Consider the following 16835-nt stretch of genomic DNA (forward strand, 5'->3'; position numbering starts at 1 on the left):
TGCTGCTGATGTCCACGGCCTTGTTGGACCCGAATATTTGGATGTAATCGGTCCCATTTCCACCGTCTTTTCGGTTTCTCTTTCGTGTTTCTCCCAAACCTTTTGGCCGCCAGCTCTCTGGCGGTCTTTTTTTTGTGTAAAATGGTCGTCTTGGCCTTTGTCTTGTGCTCGATTACTGCTAAGTTCGAAGCGTTTGAGATGTTTGACTTGTTGTGCGGAATGATCCATCATCAAATCAAACGCGGGGCGAGTGCGTCCCTTGGGGGAATTCGAGACTTAGTATCGAAATGTTCCAGGCAGGTTGCCCATAATAACCGTCTGAAACCGAAGGAAAGAAAATGGCCAAGACCATCTTGATCGTCGAAGACAATGAATTGAACATGAAGCTCTTCAACGATCTTTTGCAAGCTCACGGATACGAAACCGTCCAAACCAAGGATGGGCGCGACGCTCTGAATTTGACGCGCGAACACAAACCTGACCTGATTTTGATGGATATCCAATTGCCGGAAATCTCTGGCCTGGAAATCACCAAGATGCTCAAAGCCGATGACGAGCTCAAGCATATCCCGGTGATCGCCGTGACCGCATTCGCCATGAAAGGTGATGAGGAAAAAATCCGCGAAGGGGGCTGCGAAGGTTACATCGCCAAGCCGATTTCGGTTCCGAACTTCTTGGAAACGTTGTCGAAATTCTTAGGCTAACCCGGCCCAACAGGTATTTCATAAGGCCCGCCGATTTGGCGGGCCTTATTTTTTGGCTGCAAAGGCCCAAAACAAAAGCGCGCCCCATGAGGAGCGCGCTTTGTTGATTCTTTGATGATCTTGTCGCTGAGAAAGCCTTATTTGATTTTGGCTTCCTTGAAGACCACGTGCTTGCGCACAACCGGATCGTACTTGCGAAGTTCGAGTTTTTCGGTCGTGTTGCGCGGGTTCTTCTTGGTCACGTAGTAGTAACCGGTGTCAGCGGTGCTGACCAGCTTGATCAGGATAGTTGCCGGTTTGGCCATCTTTCTGCTCCGCTAGAATTTTCGTGAACGTATAAACGCTTGAGCGGCGTAAAATACGGCGCTTTTCGCCGATGTCAAGCGCAAACGCCTGGAAACCTAAAACCGTTCTGCGGTGTTGCTGGTGTTGGAGGGGCTGAGCGCGTAGTGATACAGCTCCGGGTCGTTCAAGATGGTTTTGGCAATGCCCTTCCAGATGTCTTCTGAAGCGCCAGTGCTGAAGGTTTTGGCGGGGCAGGATTCGCGCAATTTGGCGCGCCGTCCGTCAAACGCCAGCCCGGCTTTGCGCCAAGACACCATGACGGCGCGTTGTTGGTCAATTCGCGTCTGATTGGCCAAATGCGGGGCTTTGACATAAGGCGTGGGGCGGTTGGAGCAAATGCTGGGCTGCACACCCAAACCATGGATGGCGTAGCCGGACGGCGTGACCAATCGCGACCATGTCAGGGTGATTTCTCCATCGTTGGGGAGGCGCAAGACGGTTTGCACGGTGCCTTTGCCGTAAGAGGTCGAGCCCACCACGACGGCCCGGCCCAAGTCCTGAAGGGCCCCTGCGACCAATTCTGCGGCCGATGCGCTGCCGCCGTCGATCAAGACCACCAATGGCGTGCCTTCCGCCACATCGCGGCCTTCGGCGCGGTAATCGTGAAAGCTGTCAGGGTGGCGGCCTCGCGTGGCGATGATGCGCCCGTCACGCAAAAACAAATCCGCAACGTCAACCGATTGTGACAACAAACCACCCGGATTGCCGCGCAGATCGATAACGATGCCACTGAGCGCATTGTTTTCAATGGCGTCTTCATTCCATTTCAAAATCGTGCGCATGGTTTTGGCAGTTTTTTTGTTAAAGCCCGTGACGGACAGGAACAACACATCGTCTTCGGTTTTGGCTTTCACGGTTTGGCGCACCACGTGGGCACGTTTGACGCGAAAACCAATGGTGCGCTCCGGCAGGTCGGGCAGCTCGTTGATGCGCTTGACGTGAACGGTCAGATGGCTGTCCACAGGCCCACGCAGCAGGCGTGCGACCTTGTGCACGGACAGTCCCGGGGTTTTGTGGCCGTTGACACTCAGGATAACGTCGCCCTTTTTAATCCCGGCTGTGTCGGCAGGGCCGCCGTCTTGGACCTGGGTGATGGTGATGTCACCTTGAAAATTGGCAAAGCGGATATCAATGCCGCCAAAACCGTCGCGCCGGGCTCGGTTGGCGCGGGCCTCATCAGCTCCGGCGTAGCGCGAATAGATATCCAAGCCCGAGAGCATGCCGTCGAACACAGCCTCAAAAACGCGTTCGTTGTCGATGTTTTCGAATTCGTCGGAGTGTTTTTGCGCCGCTTCGACCATGGCGACGATGAGCGCCGTCCAGTCGTCCGGGGATTTGCTCAGCGGGCGCGGATGGGACGCGATGATGTTGTCGGCTTTGTGCAAATGCACGGCGCTGTCAAACTCGCTGACGGTGAACGTGGGATCGATGGTCGCTAAGCCTTGCACGGCACCAAGCGCCAGAGCGTCAGTATAAACCGGTTCGATATAGCGCTGTTGTATGCCGCTCAACCCCGCCCGGATGGTGCGCAAGATGGCATTGTGGCGGGTTTCTTGGGCCTGGATTTGGGCTTCTGTGGGCTTGGTCGTTTCAAGCGTCGTCGCGGCCTGCTCAGGCGCACACGCGGCCAGGGTGAGGGCGAGCAAAATCCCCGCACCAACACTCCCAAAAGACCCACTGGGTTTGGCAATAGACAGTACCATAGCGAAATAGTCCACTATTTGGGGCATTTCGTCACTCAGAAAATTCTGTGCATTGGTATTAATCCAGCAGGCTTAATCAGGAAATATTCAATTATTTCCGTTCTCTACGGCGTGATGCGCGGGATTTACCCTTGGGCTTTTTGCGGTTTTTGGACTTGGAATCCGCCCGTCCTTTTCCTCCACGGGGGGCAAATTTGCCTTTTTTGCCCATGAGGCGCTCGGGTTTTCCGGGGCGTCCGCCAGTGGTGATTTGGAACACCGTGGAGCCCGACATGGGATCCGCTTCTTTGATCAAGCATTCGACCGGGTCGCCCAGACGGTACTCATAGCCCGTTTCGCGGCCTTTGAGCATGTGACGGGCTTCGTCGTGGTTGAAGAAGTCTTCACCCAACGACCGGATCGGCACTAAACCGTCGGCGCCAGTGTCGTCCAGTGTCACGAACAAGCCAAAGCGTGTCACACCGTTGATGCGGCCCTTTTTGATGGTGCCGATTTGTGCGGATAGATACAACGCGGTGAAGCGGTCCACCGCATCGCGTTCCGCACCCGATGCGTTGCGTTCGGTGACGGAAAGGTGTTCACCCACTTCGCGAAAGCTCTTGTGGTCGTCTTCGAGCGCCCCATCCCCCAGATGCAGGCCGCGCACCAGCGCGCGGTGGACCAAAAGGTCTGCGTAGCGGCGGATGGGTGAGGTGAAGTGGCAGTACTTGTTCAGCGCCAATCCAAAGTGCCCGCAGTTGTCGGGATTGTATTCGGCCTGGGCTTGGGAGCGCAGCACCACTTCTGAAACCATATGGCTGTTGGGCGAGTTCTTGGCCTTTTGCAAGATCCGGTTGAAGTGGCTAGACCGGATCACTTGGCCCTTGGAAAACGGAATGTCGACGCTGTCCAAGAACTCGCGCAGTGCCTCCAGCTTTTCGGGCGAGGGCACATCGTGGATGCGGTACATGCACGGCTGTTTGAGTTTTTCCAGCTGCTGAGCGGCGGCGACGTTGGCCAAGATCATGAACTCTTCGATGAGCTTGTGGCTGTCAAAGCGTTCGCGCTCAATCACACGGTCCACTTCGCCGTTGTCGCCCAGCAAGATTTGACGTTCAGGCAAATCCAGTTCCAACACCCCGCGTTCTGCACGCGCCTTGAGCAACACCTCGTATGCGCCGTACAGCGGCTTGATGATGTCGTCCACCAGCGGTGCCGTGAGCTCGTCGGGTTCGCCATCAAAGGCACGCTGAACTTGGGTATAGGTGGTGCGCGCTTTGGACTTCATCAGCCCACGCACGAATTCGTATTTGGTCAGCCCCCCGGTGGCGTCAATCCACAAGTGCGCTGCCAAGCACGGCCGTTCTTCTTGAGGCTTCAGCGAACACCAACCGTTGGACAGTTCTTCGGGTAGCATGGGCACCACTTGATCGGGGAAGTAGACCGAGTTGCCCCGTTGAAACGCCCCTTGGTCCAAAGCGTCGTTCGGACGCACGTACCAGCTTACGTCCGCGATGGCGACCATAAGATGCCAGCCGCCGTCCACATTGGGATCGGGCTCGGCAAAAACCGCGTCGTCGAAGTCGCGGGCGTCTTCGCCGTCGATGGTGATCAACGGCACGTCGCGCAGGTCCGTGCGTTTGTTTTTGCCTGTGCCCAAATCAGCAGCAGTGGCTGCGCGGGCTTGTTTGAGGGCTTCTTCAGAGAAGGCCGTGGGGATGGAGTGGTCGTAAATGGCGATTTGAGAAATCGCTTTGGCGCCGGCGCGGTTGAGCTTTTCGCACAGCTTCACTTGGCGCAGGCCGAGCTTCTTGCCGGGCAGGACTTCGGCACGGACCAAGTCGCCTTCGCTGACATCCACACCGCCAGTGTCGAGAACGACAAATTCAGCTTTGTGTCGCTTGTCGGTGGAGCGCAACCGCCCATGCCCTGCGTTATCAAGTTTGTAAACGCCCAGCACGTCTGCGGGCGCGTGCTCCAACCGGCGGATGGTGCTGGCTTCATAAGCCGAACGGCCATCGTCCATGTCTTCGATGCGTTTCATGCGCGCCAAGACGCGATCGCCGACGCCCAGCGCCCCTTGGCCACGGCGCACCGGAGCCATGTAGATAACCGGCGGTGTAATTTCTGGGTCCCACACCACGGGCTTGCCCAACAGTTCGCCATCCGTGTCCACGTCCATGACTTGCACCACAGTGACCGGCGGCAGGGCGCCAGGGTCGGACAGTTTCTTGCGTTTGGAAGACAGCATGCCGTCGTCTTTGAGTTCTTTGAGAACCTTTTTGAGCTGCAGCTTTTGCTCGGCGTCTAAGCGGAATGCACGCGCGATTTCACGCTTGCCGACGCGGCCGGGACTGTCCTTGATGAATTCAAGGATTTGGTCTTTGGACGGGAACGGGGCGGGGTGTGACGATTGTTTTGACATGTCTCCAGCTTATACACGTTTCGGCTGGATCGGGGCAGAAATTGTTCGCCGCTTAGCCATTCTGGCGGAGCATTTTGCGGAAATCGTCCACTTGAAGCGGCATGGAAAGCAAGAAGCCCTGCATTTCGTGACAACCTTCGCGTTCCAAGAACGCTTTTTGCGGTTCGGTCTCGACGCCCTCGGCGACCATGCGCAGACCAAGGGCTGAGCCCAAATCCAACATCGCCTTCACAATCGCATCGGCTTCGGCGTTTTGGCCCAAGTCGTTCACAAAGGATTTGTCGATTTTCACCATATCAAAGGGGAAGCGACGTAGGTACGCCAAGCTGGAATACCCAGTGCCAAAATCATCCATGGCGAGGTTGGCACCGTGGTCTTTGAGTTTGTGGAGCAAAGCGCTGGCATTGTCTGGGTCGAACATCACGGTGTTTTCGGTGATCTCCAAATCGATTTGCAGGTTATTGCCGTCATAGGTTTCGAGATGGCGCTGTACGGAATTGAGAATCTCATCGCCGTGGAACTGGCGCGCCGATACATTGACGGAGACCCGCACCGGTTGGTCGGTTAAGGACGTCCACGTTTGGGCTTCGGCCAAGGCGGTTTTCAGCACCCAATCCCCGATGGGCACGATCAGGCCAATGTCTTCGGCGATGGTGATAAAGTCGTCGGGCTCGATCACACCACGTTCGGGATGGTTCCAGCGCAAGAGCGCTTCGGCCCCGGTGATGCGCCCGGTGAGCAAGTCGAAGCTGGGTTGGTAGTAGAGCTCTAAATGATTTTCAGCAAGTGCTTCGTAAAGCCCTTGTTCCACATGCAGACGGTTTTGGGTTTCAGTGTTGATGTCTTGGGTGAAAAAGACAAAGCCGCCCTTGCCCCGGGCCTTGGCTGTGTACATGGCGCTGTCCGCGTGCATCAGAAGTTGCGACGGTCGGGTGCCGTCTTGGGGATACATGGACACACCGATGGAACAGCGCGCGCGGTGATTGCTGTTGCCCATTGTGATGGGCCGGGCAAGTTCTTCGATGATGCGTTGGGTGACGTAGGCAACGTGCCCTTCGTTGTCGGGATTGACCAACAGCACAACGAACTCATCACCACCGATGCGGCAAACCGTGTCAACGGCGCGGATGCTTTGTTTGATGCGGTCTGCGATTTCAATCAACAACACATCGCCCGCTTGATGGCCCAGCGTGTCGTTGATGGTTTTGAAATCGTCCAAGTCGATGAACATCACGGCCAAGTGCTGTGCGCTACGCTCGGCCTGGGCGATGGCTTGGCTCAAACGGTCGGCGAAAAAAGCGCGGTTGGGCAGTTTTGTCAGGGCATCGTGTTTGGCTTGGTGTTCCAGATCGCTTTCATATTGTTTTTGGGCGGAGATATCTTGCAACGTCTCCACCGCCCCGATCATGGAACCGTCGGGATCGCGCAGGGGGGCTGCGGTGAAGTAAAGCCACTTTGGCCCGGAGCAGAGATCGGGAAAGTGATCCGTCGCTTCCCAGGCATCATCGACCAGGGGCGATTTTTTCCAGATGCCGCTGTAGTAGTCGGCAAGCTTGTTGGTCTCGGAACTGATCAACAAGTCGGCCAGGACGGGACGCTCATGACCGTAAAAGGGCTGCCACTGGTTTTTTGTGCCGACCATGTCTTGGGAGGAATTGTTGATGGTGGTTTCGCACGCTTTGTTCCAATGGGTGATTTCGTGTTCCGCGTTCAACACGAACATGGGCACCGGGCAGCCGTCGATGACTTCGTTCAACAGATGCAGCGTTTTTTGGGTTTCTTCTTCGGATCGTTTTTGTTGCGTGACGTCGCGTAACGTTTCGATGGCGCCGATGACCTTGCCGTCTTTGTCGTGGAGCTTTTGCGCGGTGAACGCCAGCCATTTGCCGCCGTCGGGAAAGTGCGGGAAGAAGTCGTCCGCTTCCCAGGCGCCTTTAACGATTTCGGAAGGATGGAACTTGCCTTTGTAGTACAGCGGAATTTCCGCCGTGCGCTGATCCAAAACCAAATCGGCCATGGTGGGGCGTTCGAACGGATAGAAGGGCTTCCAACTGTCCAAGGTACCGACGATTTCGGACGCCGGGGTGCCGGTGATCAATTCGCAGGCGTGATTCCAGTGCACGACGACATGGTTGTGGTCGATCACAAAGGTGGCGACAGGCGTCCCCTCCAGGGCTTCGAACAAAATAGAATCGTTCGAAGTGCTCAACAGTGAAGTCGTTTTTTTCATTTGCCCATACGGGGAATGCCCCGCAAATCCGTTTCCCCACAGTCTTAGATATTTGGACGATTATGGGCGAAAGCAAACGAAAATGTATCTGGCCCTTAAGTCTTAGTGCTTTGGTTTAACCCGCGTCTCGCACACACCGCACATGGTTGAAGACCCGGCGCACGTCGCCTTGGGGACCATGACCCCAGATCGGGTACTGGTCGACAGAACCCACTTTGGGGTCTGAACGCTGCGCACCCGCACCGTGGACGTCTTGGAAATCCTCTTTGTCGGCGGATCCGCTGGGGCCGCTTCCACCGCCCATGCGTGGGCGACTCATTGAGCCTGGACCGCCTCTGGGCCCGCCTTGCATGTCACCTTGAGGCCCGCCTTGTTGGCCCATCATGTGGGGTGGAGGCATCATGCCGCCTTGTCCCCCTGGGCCCATCATATGCGGTGGGGGCATCATCCCGCCTCCACCGCCCATGGGAGGTGGGCCTTGGTTTCCACGTGGTCCGCTCATGTTTTGTTGACGGCGCTCAGGCATGCTGCCACCCATTTGCCCCCCGCCGGGTGATTTAAACGCACCTAGTGCTTCACCGAAGTAGACCACAATGGCGTCGGTGCCGGGATAGCGCCCGTCCAAATGCGTGGTGGAGGTCCAATAGCCGGCGAAGTTGGGTTTGCCGGTCTCATCCGTGATTTCAGTGGTGTAAAAGATCGGGTCGATGGCGGCGGTGCGCGTGGTTTGCGGGGCGCGGGTGTAGTCCAAGATGGCTTGCAGTTCTTTGGCGTTGGGCAAGCGCCAGTCGCTTTTGCCCCCATAGCTTGCCGTTTCGCAGTACGCCAAGGATTCCACCCAATCGAGCTGCCCGTCGCCTTTTTTGGTGCCCGAAACACTGGATTTTAAATCCGGGTGTCCCGTGTCCAGCTGCATCCATTCCAGGCCCGTGGCTTTGTCCAAGACGATGTCATGGCCTGCTTCGACGAAATCGTTTTGGCCGAACGCCGGATTGCCGCGCACCAAGCGCAGGTAGTAGCCCCCAGAGCGCATCATGGGGCGCTGGGGATAGCCTTTGATGCGTCCGTCGGCGAAGTTCACACCGAAGAAGGTCGGACTGCCGCCCATGGTGGTGCCGACGTAGGCCGTCGACGTCACGTACTGTGCGTCGATAAAGCGGTTGGCGTTATTCGCCTTAGCGCCTCGGTCGGTGGGGTATTCGAAATTGAAGACCTTCGTGTCCATGTACGGTTTGGCGTCGCTTGGCGTTGATGTCATGTTTCCCATGTTCCCCGTCGCGCCATCGAACCTCATCAAAGAATAGAGCTCTTTGATGGTCGGGACGCGCCAGTCGTTATGTCCGCCCGTGTTGGCGCGGCGCGCCATGGACGGTGCCGATGACCATTCAACATTGGCCTGAAAGTCCTTTTCCCACATGAGCCCCGTGACCAAGTCCGTCACGGTGCCGTCTGCGTTGTCTTGGTACTTGGGCGGGTTCTTGGTGTAGTTGGCGTCTTGGCCGAATTGGTCTTCGCCGGCTTTGGGACACGACCAACTGGCACCGCCACGGGTGCCATAACACTTGGTCTGGCCGGTATCGACCATGGGAAAGGTAAGGCCCGATTGGGCTAGAGAAGGTGTGCAAACACCAGCCGCAGCAAACAGTGCCAACCCAGCCAAAACGGTTTTCATGACGCCTCCCCTGTGTTTCGTCCAGGAGAAGAGTTTGCGTCAACGTTTAGGTGTAGACAAGGCCTTAGCTGGCGGTTTTTTTCTTCGCAGCCGCTTTCTTTTTGGTGGCGGCCTTTTTCTTCGAAGCGGCCTTCTTCTTGGTCGCAGCCTTTTTCTTCGGGGCAGCCTTTTTCTTGGACGCGGCTTTTTTCTTGGCTCCACCTTTGGATTTGGCAGCCAACAGCTCCAACGCTTTTTCCAGCGTCACGTCATCTTTGTCCAAATCTTTGGGCAGGTTGGCCTTGTCGCGACCGTGCGACACGAAGGGCCCCCAACGTCCGATCTTCATCAAAATCGGTTTTTTGTCGTCCGGGTGTTTGCCCAGTTGCACCGGCGGGGTCTTGCCGCTGTCGGCAATCAAGGCGACCGCGCGGTTGAGACCAACCTCCACCGGATCGTCTTCTTTGAGCGACACGTACAAGCCCGACCATTGCAGATAGGGGCCGAAGCGACCGATGCCGGCCTGGATCATTTCTTGGTTTTCCGGGTGCAGGCCGATTTTGCGCGGCAGGCTCAACAGACCCAAGGCGCGCTCGAACCCAACCTCGGCAGCGTTTTCACCCATGGGGATGGAGGAGCGCTTGGGCTTGAATTTTTTGTCTTCGGGATCGATTTCACCGCGTTGCACATAGACGCCGTAGGGGCCTTTGCGCACGGTGATTTCCAACCCGGTTTCGGGATCCGTGCCCAAAACCTTCGGGCCTTTTTCCAGCTCGGCTTGGAACGGATCGGCGTTTTCGCCCGCTTCCGGTGTGACCAACGGGCGGGTGAAACGGCATTCGGGATAGTTGGAACAGCCAATGAACGCACCGAACTTGCCCAGCTTCAACGACAAGCGGCCATCGCCACAGGTCGGACATTTGCGCGGATCCGTGTCGCCTTCTTTTTCCGGTTCGGGGAAAAAGTGCGGCGCCAAGACTTCGTCCAGGGTGTCCAAAACTTCGCGCACGCGCAGCTCTTTGATGCCGTCCACGGCGGCTGAGAAGTTCGACCAGAAATCCTTCAGCACCGTTTTCCAGTCAATACGTCCGCCGGAAATGTCGTCCAGCTGTTCTTCCAAATCCGCCGTGAAACCGTATTCCACGTAGCGTTCGAAATAGCTGGTGAGGAACGTGGTCACCACGCGGCCCCGGTCTTCGGGGATGAAGCGGCGTTTGTCCAACGTGACGTAGTTGCGGTCTTGCAGAACCGAAATAATCGACGCGTAGGTGGACGGACGCCCAATGCCCAGCTCTTCCAACTTTTTCACCAAGCTCGCTTCCGAAAAACGCGGCGGGGGTTGGGTGAAGTGCTGTTCAGGCAGGACTTCTTTAAGACCCAATGCCTGGCCTTCGGTCATGTCGGGCAGGATGCGGTCTTCGCTGTCGGACGATTTATCGCTGGCTTCTTGATAGACCCGGTAAAAACCGTCGAACGCAATCATGGAGCCCGTGGCGCGCATCACAACGGTGCGCTCGGCCTGGGCAATGTCCACGGCGACTTGGTCCAAAACCACCGGTTCCATTTGGCAGGCCACGGTGCGCTTCCAGATCAGCTCATAAAGTTTGAGTTGATCGGCGTCCAAGTGTCCGGCCATTTGTTTGGGATGGCGAAAGACGTCGGTGGGACGAATGGCTTCGTGGGCCTCTTGCGCGTTTTTAGCCTTTGACTTGAAGACGCGCGGCTGGGCGGGCACATAAGCCTCGCCATAATTCTTGCCGATGAGCGAGCGCGCAGCCGCCACCGCTTCGCCCGCCAAAGTCACACCGTCGGTCCGCATGTAGGTGATCAGACCAACCGTCTCGCCACCGATGTTGACACCTTCATACAGGCGCTGGGCGACCTGCATGGTTTTTTTGGCGGAAAAGTGCAGTTTGCGCGACGCGTCTTGTTGCAAGGTCGACGTCATAAACGGCGGCGGCGGATTGCGCCGCGTCTTTTTCTTTTCGATCTTGGCGACGGAAAACGGTCCCGATTCGATGGCGGCTTTGGCCTTCATGGCTGCGTCTTCGGAGCCCAAGCTCATCTTGTCGAGCTTTTCGCCGTTCAGATGCGTCAAGTTGGCCGACACCATCACGCCCGAGCCCGTGTCGAATTGACCGGCAACCGACCAGTATTCTTGCGGCCTGAACGCTTCGATTTCGGTTTCGCGTTCGCAAATGATGCGCAGGGCCACCGATTGCACGCGTCCTGCCGAGCGGGACCCCGGAAGCTTGCGCCACAAAACCGGGCTCAGCGTAAAGCCGACCAAATAATCCAGCGCGCGGCGCGCCATGTAGGCGTCGACCAGCTCGTCGTCCAGCTCGCGCGGCTGATTGAAGGCTTCTTGGATGGCGGCTTTGGTGATTTCGTTGAAAACGACGCGTTTGACGTCTTTGTCTTTGAGAAGCTTTTTCTTCTCCAACACTTCGCGCACGTGCCAGGCGATGGCTTCCCCTTCGCGATCCGGGTCAGTGGCGAGGTACAAACCGTCCGCGCCCTTCATGGCGTCGGCGATTTCCTTGACTTGTTTGGCGGACCGTCCATCGATTTCCCAATCCATGGCGAAGTCTTCATCCGGGCGCACGGAACCGTCCTTCGACGGAAGGTCGCGGATGTGACCATAGCTGGCGAGAACCTTGTAATCGTTTCCAAGGTATTTGTTGATGGTTTTGGCCTTTGCAGGCGATTCAACGACGACGACGTGCATTCAGTCCCCAAACGTACATGCTGTGTTGACACTATTATATAAGTGACACCCGGTTACCGGGATGGCGTTCCAAGCGGCCCGCGAGCTCCAATTCCAAGAGCACCAGCGACACCGCCGAAGGGGAGAATTGGCAGCTACGAACGATTTCGTCAACTGTTACTGGCGATGGGGATAACATTTCTTGAACCGTTGAGCGGGCTTGATCGACTTCTTTCTCATCCACACGCTCGGGTTTTTGTTGTTGAAAATCCAATGACTTAGGTTCGGATAATGGACTGCTGAGTATGGGTCTGAGGACCTCCAAAATATCTTCTGCATTTTGTGTGAGGTTCGCACCGTCTTGGATCAATTTGTTGCACCCAACGGCACGCGGATCGTTTGGGCTACCCGGAACCGCGAACACTTCCCGGCCTTGTTCGAGCGCCATGCGCGCGGTGATGAGCGAGCCGGATTTCAACGACGCTTCCACCACCAAAGTGCCCCGCGCCATACCGGAAATGATGCGGTTGCGTCTGGGAAAATGGCGGGCTTGGGGTTTGGTGCCCAGAGGGACCTCGGAGATTACGGTGCCGCGTTCTGTCAGCTCTTGATAAAGTGCCGCGTTTTCCTTGGGATACACCACATCCACACCGCCGCCCAACACGGCCACGGTGCCGCTGTCCATGGCGCCTTCATGCGCTGCCGCGTCCAGCCCGCGCGCCATGCCCGAGACAATGCACAGCCCCGCAAGGCCCAGGTCGGCGGATATACGCCGGGCGAAGTTCTTGCCGTTCAGCGAAGAATTGCGCGCCCCCACCACGGCAATGGCGCGTTTTTTTAGAAGATGTGTGTGACCCAAGACCGAGAGCAACGGCGGCCCGTCTTCGACTTGGGAAAGCAGGGGCGGGAAATGCTCGTGGGTCTGGATCAGCATCTGACCGCCGAGCTTGTCCAGCGCTTCCAACTCGCGCTCCGCTTCGGCTTTGGGAAACGCTTTAAATGTCTTCGCCCCGCCACGCTTGGCCATGTCCGGCAAAGCGTTCAGGGCAGCTTTGGCCGTGCCGAAGCGTTCCATCAGTTTGTAAAACGTGATGGGCCCGACGTTTTGGCTGCGGAATAGGCGAAGCCAATTCAGGGTTTCATTTTTCGGTTGAGGCATAAATACAAGCTCTTCTTATGGTCGAGTTAGAGTGCTGTATTCTATGCGTGTGGTCAAGGCCGTCTTGGTTGCAGGCGGGGCTGTGCATCGCTATTACACAACCTTCATAAGCTTTTGATAGTGTTTGCCTTATGCAATCGCGGTTGCTCTGTACCGATATGGACCGCGCGCTCATCTCCAATGGGTGTCATGCGGAAAGCCCGCGCGTGCGTGAGCTGGTTTCACGTTTTGTCCGCTGTCCGGATGTGTCGTTGGCGTACGTGACCGGACGTCATCTGGAGCTTGTGCAAAGCGCCATAGTCGAAGACGCGTTCGAGTTTATGGATCACTGGGACTACGCCGAGGCTTAGATGAAGACTGACGTTTTTTCCACAGCGTGTAAATTGTGAGCGATATTGCAAACGGATAGGAGACGAGAATGCCGAGCATGGGCATTGCGGAAAAAATCGTCAGTAGGGAATAAGGTGTTTCGTTACTGAAAGGGCTAAATACCGGCCATTTATTCCGCCATTGCAAATGTAGAGCGCTGGCTGTTGCGGCAGTGCCGAGAAAGAAGATCCAAAATCCTGCCATCCCCTCTTCTAAAACTTTGAGTTCAGGGATTCTTTGGCTCAACCCCCAATAGGCTGTGAGAAATGCAGGGAAGATTGATATCAAGAACCCATTTCGGGCTCGCCCGACGCCAGCGGCGCAGATCAAGACATAGGGGGGAGTATAAACCAAATAGCCAAGCGACAATTGAAGGAAGACTTGTTTTTCAAACATCTAAATGGACCCTGTAGCATTTGAATAGTGGCTATTTGTCTTTCTTCTTCCCAATCTTACTCTCTTCCCCTTTGAGCAGCCGCCGGATGTTTTGATGGTGGCGTACCCAGGCGAGCAGCCCCAATAGCCCCGCCATCACGGCGTGCTGGGGGGTGTCGAGGTAATACGAGTAAATCGGAGCGGCACCCAGCGCGATGAGGGCGGCCAGGGAGCTGTAGCGGAAGATGGCCGCCGTGGCGATCCACGTGGCGATGGCGGCGAGGCCGACGGGCCAGGCTGTTGCCGTCAAAACACCAAGCGTCGTCGCGACGCCTTTGCCGCCTTTGAATTTCAGCCAGACGGGGAAGTTGTGGCCCATGACGGCCCAAAAGCCTGCGGCGAGCATGGCAAACGGCTCGGCGGTCAGCAGGTATGTGATGCCCACCGCAATGGCACCCTTGCCGATGTCCAACACCAGCGTCAGGAATGCTGCAAACTTGTTGCCCGTGCGCAAAACGTTGGTGGCGCCGATGTTGCCGGACCCGATCTGGCGCAGATCGCCCAGGCCGAACAGTTTGGCGATAACGATGCCGAAGGGCACCGAGCCCAACAGATAGCCGCCAATGCCTGCAAGCGCGTGAATGGTGAACATGTCGTCCATATAGGTGGTCCTGCTTTACTTCTTTTTTCGTCGCTCCTGCGAAGGCAGGAGCCTATGGGCCTCACGGTGCGGTGTCTCTCTCAATCATGTCGTAGCACGCACCCATGGACCCCGGATCAAGTCCGGGGTGACGGTGTGTGTACTCTGTGCCCGCAGTGGTGAAAAATTACAGCACCAATCAGCCATCCAAGTCAAAGACCAAACGGCCATCGATGATGGTTTTCAGCACGCGGCCTTGCACCGGGCGGCCGTCGAACGGCGTGTTTTTGGCTTTGGAGATCAAGACCTGCTCGGTCACTTTCCAGCCGCGTTCGGCATCGAAGACGATGAAGTCGGCCGCCGCCCCGGCCTTCAAGCGGCCTGCGGACAGGCCCAGCAATTCCGCCGGGTGTTGGGTGATGAGCCCTAAGGCCTCCAACAAATTCAGATGTCCGTTGTGCACCAGCTCCAACGTGATGGCCAGCAGCGTTTCCATGCCGAGGCCACCATAAGCCGCGTCGGCGAAGGGCAGGCGTTTCATGTCTTCGCTTTTGGGGGTGTGGTCGGAGGCAATGGCATCAATGGTGCCGTCTTTGAGCCCAACGATGATGGCTTCACGGTCCGCTTCGGCGCGCAGCGGCGGCGTGAGTTTGGCAAAGGTGCGATAGTCGCCCACAGCCGTTTCGTTCAGGGCGAAGTACGGCGGGGCCGTGTCGCAGGTGACCGAAATGCCTTTGTCTTTGGCCGCGCGGATCAAGTCCAAGCTCTCAGCGGTTGAGACGTGGGCAAAGTGCAGCCGCCCGCCGGTCATTTCAGCCAAGCGCAAATCGCGCTCGATAATGATCAGCTCGGCTTCTTTGGGAATACCGGTGAGGCCCAACCGCGTCGCGGTCTCGCCTTCGTTCATCACGCCCTCTTCGGCCAAGGTGGGCTCTTCAGGGTGTTGGATCAACATCAGGCCGTATGTGGAGGCATAGCTCAAAGCTTGCGCCATGGTGCGCGCGTTGGGCACGGCCAGGGTGCCATCAGTAAAGCCAAGTGCGCCGGAGTTCGACAGCAAGCCCATCTCGGCCAGCTCCTGGCCTTTAAGCTCTTTGGTTAGGGCACCGTAGGGATACACTTTGGTGAGCCCCGCACGCCGTGCGGCGCGGGCAATGAATTCCACGACCGATCGGTCATCAACGACGGGCGTGGTGTTGGGCTGACACACCGCCGTGGTGACACCGCCGGCGACTGCCGACGCACCGACGTTGTCGAAATCTTTGCCGCTGATCTGAATGCGCATGTCGACCAAGCCCGGGGCCAAGCACTGGCCTTGGCAGTCGACGATGGCGGCGTCTTCGGGCACGCCGTCTTCGAACAGGCCTGCACCGACTTCGGCGATAAACTCACCGTCGGTCAGCACGCCCCCCTTGGCGTCCAGACCCGTGGTGGGGTCGAGCAAGCGGGCATTGACGAAGGCGGTTTTGCCGTGGGCTTGGGGAAGTTTTTGGATCATGCTTCACCCTCCGCGTCTAAAACTTCGGGAGACGGTGCGGCCTTGTCGTTGTTGAGGCTCAACACTTCCAAGCACGCCATGCGCACGGCGACGCCCATCTCCACCTGTTCGCGAATGGCGGAGCGGCCAATGTCGTCGGCGACGTCCGACGCGATCTCCACACCGCGGTTCATGGGGCCGGGATGCATGATCAAGGCGTCGGGCTTCGCGGCTTCCAGCTTGGCGTAGTCGAGACCAAAGAAGTGATAGTATTCGCGCATGGTGGGGAAGAAATTGCTTTTCATGCGCTCCATTTGAAGGCGCAGCATCATGACGATGTCGCAATCTTTGAGCCCCGCTTTCATGTCATGAAAGACTTCAACGCCCAGCCGTTCCGCGTCGGCGGGCAGCAGCGTTTTGGGTGCGATCAAACGCACACGCGCGCCCATGATGTTGAGCAAATGAATGTTGGACCGCGCGACGCGCGAATGCAGAATGTCGCCGCAGATGGCAACCTGCAGGCCGTCCAAATGCCCCTTGCGGCGGCGAATGGTCAGCGCGTCCAGCAAAGCCTGGGTCGGGTGTTCGTGGCGTCCATCGCCCGCGTTGACCACAGCGCAGTTGACCTTTTCCGACAGCAGCTTCACCGCACCGGAACCCGCATGGCGCACCACCAAAACGTCGGGGTGCATGGCGTTCAGCGTCATGGCGGTATCGATCAAGGTCTCGCCCTTTTTGACCGAGCTCGTCGCCACCGACATGTTGACCACATCCGCGCCCAAACGCTTGGCGGCCAGCTCAAAAGACGTGCGCGTGCGCGTGCTGTCTTCGTAGAACAGGTTCATGATGGTGTGGCCCGCAAGGGTCTCGAGCTTCCCGCCGACGGACCGGTTCAGCTCGACATACTCGTCGGCGCGATCCAAAAGCAGTGAAATATCAACGGGGGAAAGGCCTTCGATGCCCAATAAATGGCGCTTGGGAAATACAGACGAATCAAAGGACATATTTGACATGGCCCGCACTATACGCCCACCCGTTTTGGGGTGCAAGTGGCTGAAAACGCCACGGTGT

13 protein-coding genes are annotated in these 16835 nt (G+C 57.3%); 2 read left to right on the forward strand and 11 right to left on the reverse strand.

Annotation, left to right across the window (positions count from 1 at the left end):
* Nucleotides 1-338 precede the first annotated feature (338 nt).
* The gene (locus V5T82_RS09260) at nt 339-704 is read left to right on the forward strand and encodes a response regulator (RefSeq protein WP_332895343.1); all 366 of its coding nucleotides are present in this window, start codon (nt 339-341) and stop codon (nt 702-704) included.
* A 137-nt stretch (nt 705-841) separates the two neighbouring features.
* Here the strand turns inward: V5T82_RS09260 and rpmG are convergent, their stop codons facing one another.
* The 7 genes from rpmG to dprA all read right to left on the reverse strand — a co-directional run bounded on the left by rpmG (nt 842) and on the right by dprA (nt 12903).
* Entirely contained in the window at nt 842-1009 is a 168-nt protein-coding gene (gene rpmG / locus V5T82_RS09265) for a 50S ribosomal protein L33 (protein WP_069958166.1), read from the reverse strand.
* Between the two features lie 96 nt (nt 1010-1105).
* Nucleotides 1106-2752, reverse strand: coding sequence for a S41 family peptidase (locus V5T82_RS09270; protein WP_332895344.1), 1647 nt, complete (start codon nt 2750-2752; stop codon nt 1106-1108).
* A 91-nt stretch (nt 2753-2843) separates the two neighbouring features.
* A complete protein-coding gene (gene rnr / locus V5T82_RS09275; protein ID WP_332895345.1) occupies nt 2844-5156 on the reverse strand; it encodes a ribonuclease R in 2313 nt (770 codons plus the stop codon).
* Between the two features lie 52 nt (nt 5157-5208).
* The gene (locus V5T82_RS09280) at nt 5209-7386 is read right to left on the reverse strand and encodes a sensor domain-containing protein (RefSeq protein ID WP_332895346.1); all 2178 of its coding nucleotides are present in this window, start codon (nt 7384-7386) and stop codon (nt 5209-5211) included.
* A gap of 115 nt (nt 7387-7501) precedes the next feature.
* Nucleotides 7502-9058, reverse strand: a complete 1557-nt coding sequence (locus V5T82_RS09285; RefSeq protein WP_332895347.1) for an Lcl C-terminal domain-containing protein — start codon at nt 9056-9058, stop codon at nt 7502-7504.
* A 64-nt stretch (nt 9059-9122) separates the two neighbouring features.
* Nucleotides 9123-11765, reverse strand: coding sequence for a type I DNA topoisomerase (topA, locus tag V5T82_RS09290; RefSeq protein ID WP_332895348.1), 2643 nt, complete (start codon nt 11763-11765; stop codon nt 9123-9125).
* Nucleotides 11766-11799: 34 nt separating this feature from the next.
* The gene (gene dprA, locus V5T82_RS09295) at nt 11800-12903 is read right to left on the reverse strand and encodes a DNA-processing protein DprA (RefSeq protein ID WP_332895349.1); all 1104 of its coding nucleotides are present in this window, start codon (nt 12901-12903) and stop codon (nt 11800-11802) included.
* A 131-nt stretch (nt 12904-13034) separates the two neighbouring features.
* Between dprA and V5T82_RS09300 the strand changes: the two genes are divergently transcribed.
* On the forward strand, nt 13035-13253 hold the full coding sequence (locus tag V5T82_RS09300; RefSeq protein ID WP_332895350.1) for an HAD family hydrolase: 219 nt from the start codon (nt 13035-13037) through the stop codon (nt 13251-13253).
* On the opposite strand, the gene V5T82_RS09305 is transcribed toward V5T82_RS09300, so the two are convergent.
* From V5T82_RS09305 to V5T82_RS09320, 4 genes are all read right to left on the reverse strand, one after another.
* Complete coding sequence (locus V5T82_RS09305; protein WP_332895351.1) at nt 13222-13668, reverse strand: hypothetical protein; 447 nt, start codon at nt 13666-13668, stop codon at nt 13222-13224. The genes V5T82_RS09300 and V5T82_RS09305 overlap by 32 nt on opposite strands.
* A 31-nt stretch (nt 13669-13699) precedes the next feature.
* A complete protein-coding gene (gene plsY, locus V5T82_RS09310; protein WP_442917485.1) occupies nt 13700-14308 on the reverse strand; it encodes a glycerol-3-phosphate 1-O-acyltransferase PlsY in 609 nt (202 codons plus the stop codon).
* Between the two features lie 178 nt (nt 14309-14486).
* Nucleotides 14487-15785, reverse strand: a complete 1299-nt coding sequence (pyrC, locus tag V5T82_RS09315; protein ID WP_332895352.1) for a dihydroorotase — start codon at nt 15783-15785, stop codon at nt 14487-14489.
* A complete protein-coding gene (locus tag V5T82_RS09320; RefSeq protein WP_442917524.1) occupies nt 15782-16768 on the reverse strand; it encodes an aspartate carbamoyltransferase catalytic subunit in 987 nt (328 codons plus the stop codon). Before V5T82_RS09320 ends, pyrC begins: the two co-directional genes overlap by 4 nt.
* Between the last annotated feature and the right edge of the window lie 67 nt (nt 16769-16835).

This window comes from Magnetovibrio sp. PR-2, from assembly GCF_036689815.1.
Lineage (GTDB): Bacteria > Pseudomonadota > Alphaproteobacteria > Rhodospirillales > Magnetovibrionaceae > Magnetovibrio.

What these genes read in the sequence shown, in the direction of transcription:
- V5T82_RS09260 (WP_332895343.1), top strand. Translation starts at nt 339, where the DNA reads ATGGCCAAGACCATCTTGATCGTCGAAGACAATGAATTGAACATGAAG.
- rpmG (WP_069958166.1), bottom strand. Translation starts at nt 1,009, where the DNA reads ATGGCCAAACCGGCAACTATCCTGATCAAGCTGGTCAGCACCGCTGAC.
- V5T82_RS09270 (WP_332895344.1), bottom strand. Translation starts at nt 2,752, where the DNA reads ATGGTACTGTCTATTGCCAAACCCAGTGGGTCTTTTGGGAGTGTTGGT.
- rnr (WP_332895345.1), bottom strand. Translation starts at nt 5,156, where the DNA reads ATGTCAAAACAATCGTCACACCCCGCCCCGTTCCCGTCCAAAGACCAA.
- V5T82_RS09280 (WP_332895346.1), bottom strand. Translation starts at nt 7,386, where the DNA reads ATGAAAAAAACGACTTCACTGTTGAGCACTTCGAACGATTCTATTTTG.
- V5T82_RS09285 (WP_332895347.1), bottom strand. Translation starts at nt 9,058, where the DNA reads ATGAAAACCGTTTTGGCTGGGTTGGCACTGTTTGCTGCGGCTGGTGTT.
- topA (WP_332895348.1), bottom strand. Translation starts at nt 11,765, where the DNA reads ATGCACGTCGTCGTCGTTGAATCGCCTGCAAAGGCCAAAACCATCAAC.
- dprA (WP_332895349.1), bottom strand. Translation starts at nt 12,903, where the DNA reads ATGCCTCAACCGAAAAATGAAACCCTGAATTGGCTTCGCCTATTCCGC.
- V5T82_RS09300 (WP_332895350.1), top strand. Translation starts at nt 13,035, where the DNA reads ATGCAATCGCGGTTGCTCTGTACCGATATGGACCGCGCGCTCATCTCC.
- V5T82_RS09305 (WP_332895351.1), bottom strand. Translation starts at nt 13,668, where the DNA reads ATGTTTGAAAAACAAGTCTTCCTTCAATTGTCGCTTGGCTATTTGGTT.
- plsY (WP_442917485.1), bottom strand. Translation starts at nt 14,308, where the DNA reads ATGGACGACATGTTCACCATTCACGCGCTTGCAGGCATTGGCGGCTAT.
- pyrC (WP_332895352.1), bottom strand. Translation starts at nt 15,785, where the DNA reads ATGATCCAAAAACTTCCCCAAGCCCACGGCAAAACCGCCTTCGTCAAT.
- V5T82_RS09320 (WP_442917524.1), bottom strand. Translation starts at nt 16,768, where the DNA reads ATGTCCTTTGATTCGTCTGTATTTCCCAAGCGCCATTTATTGGGCATC.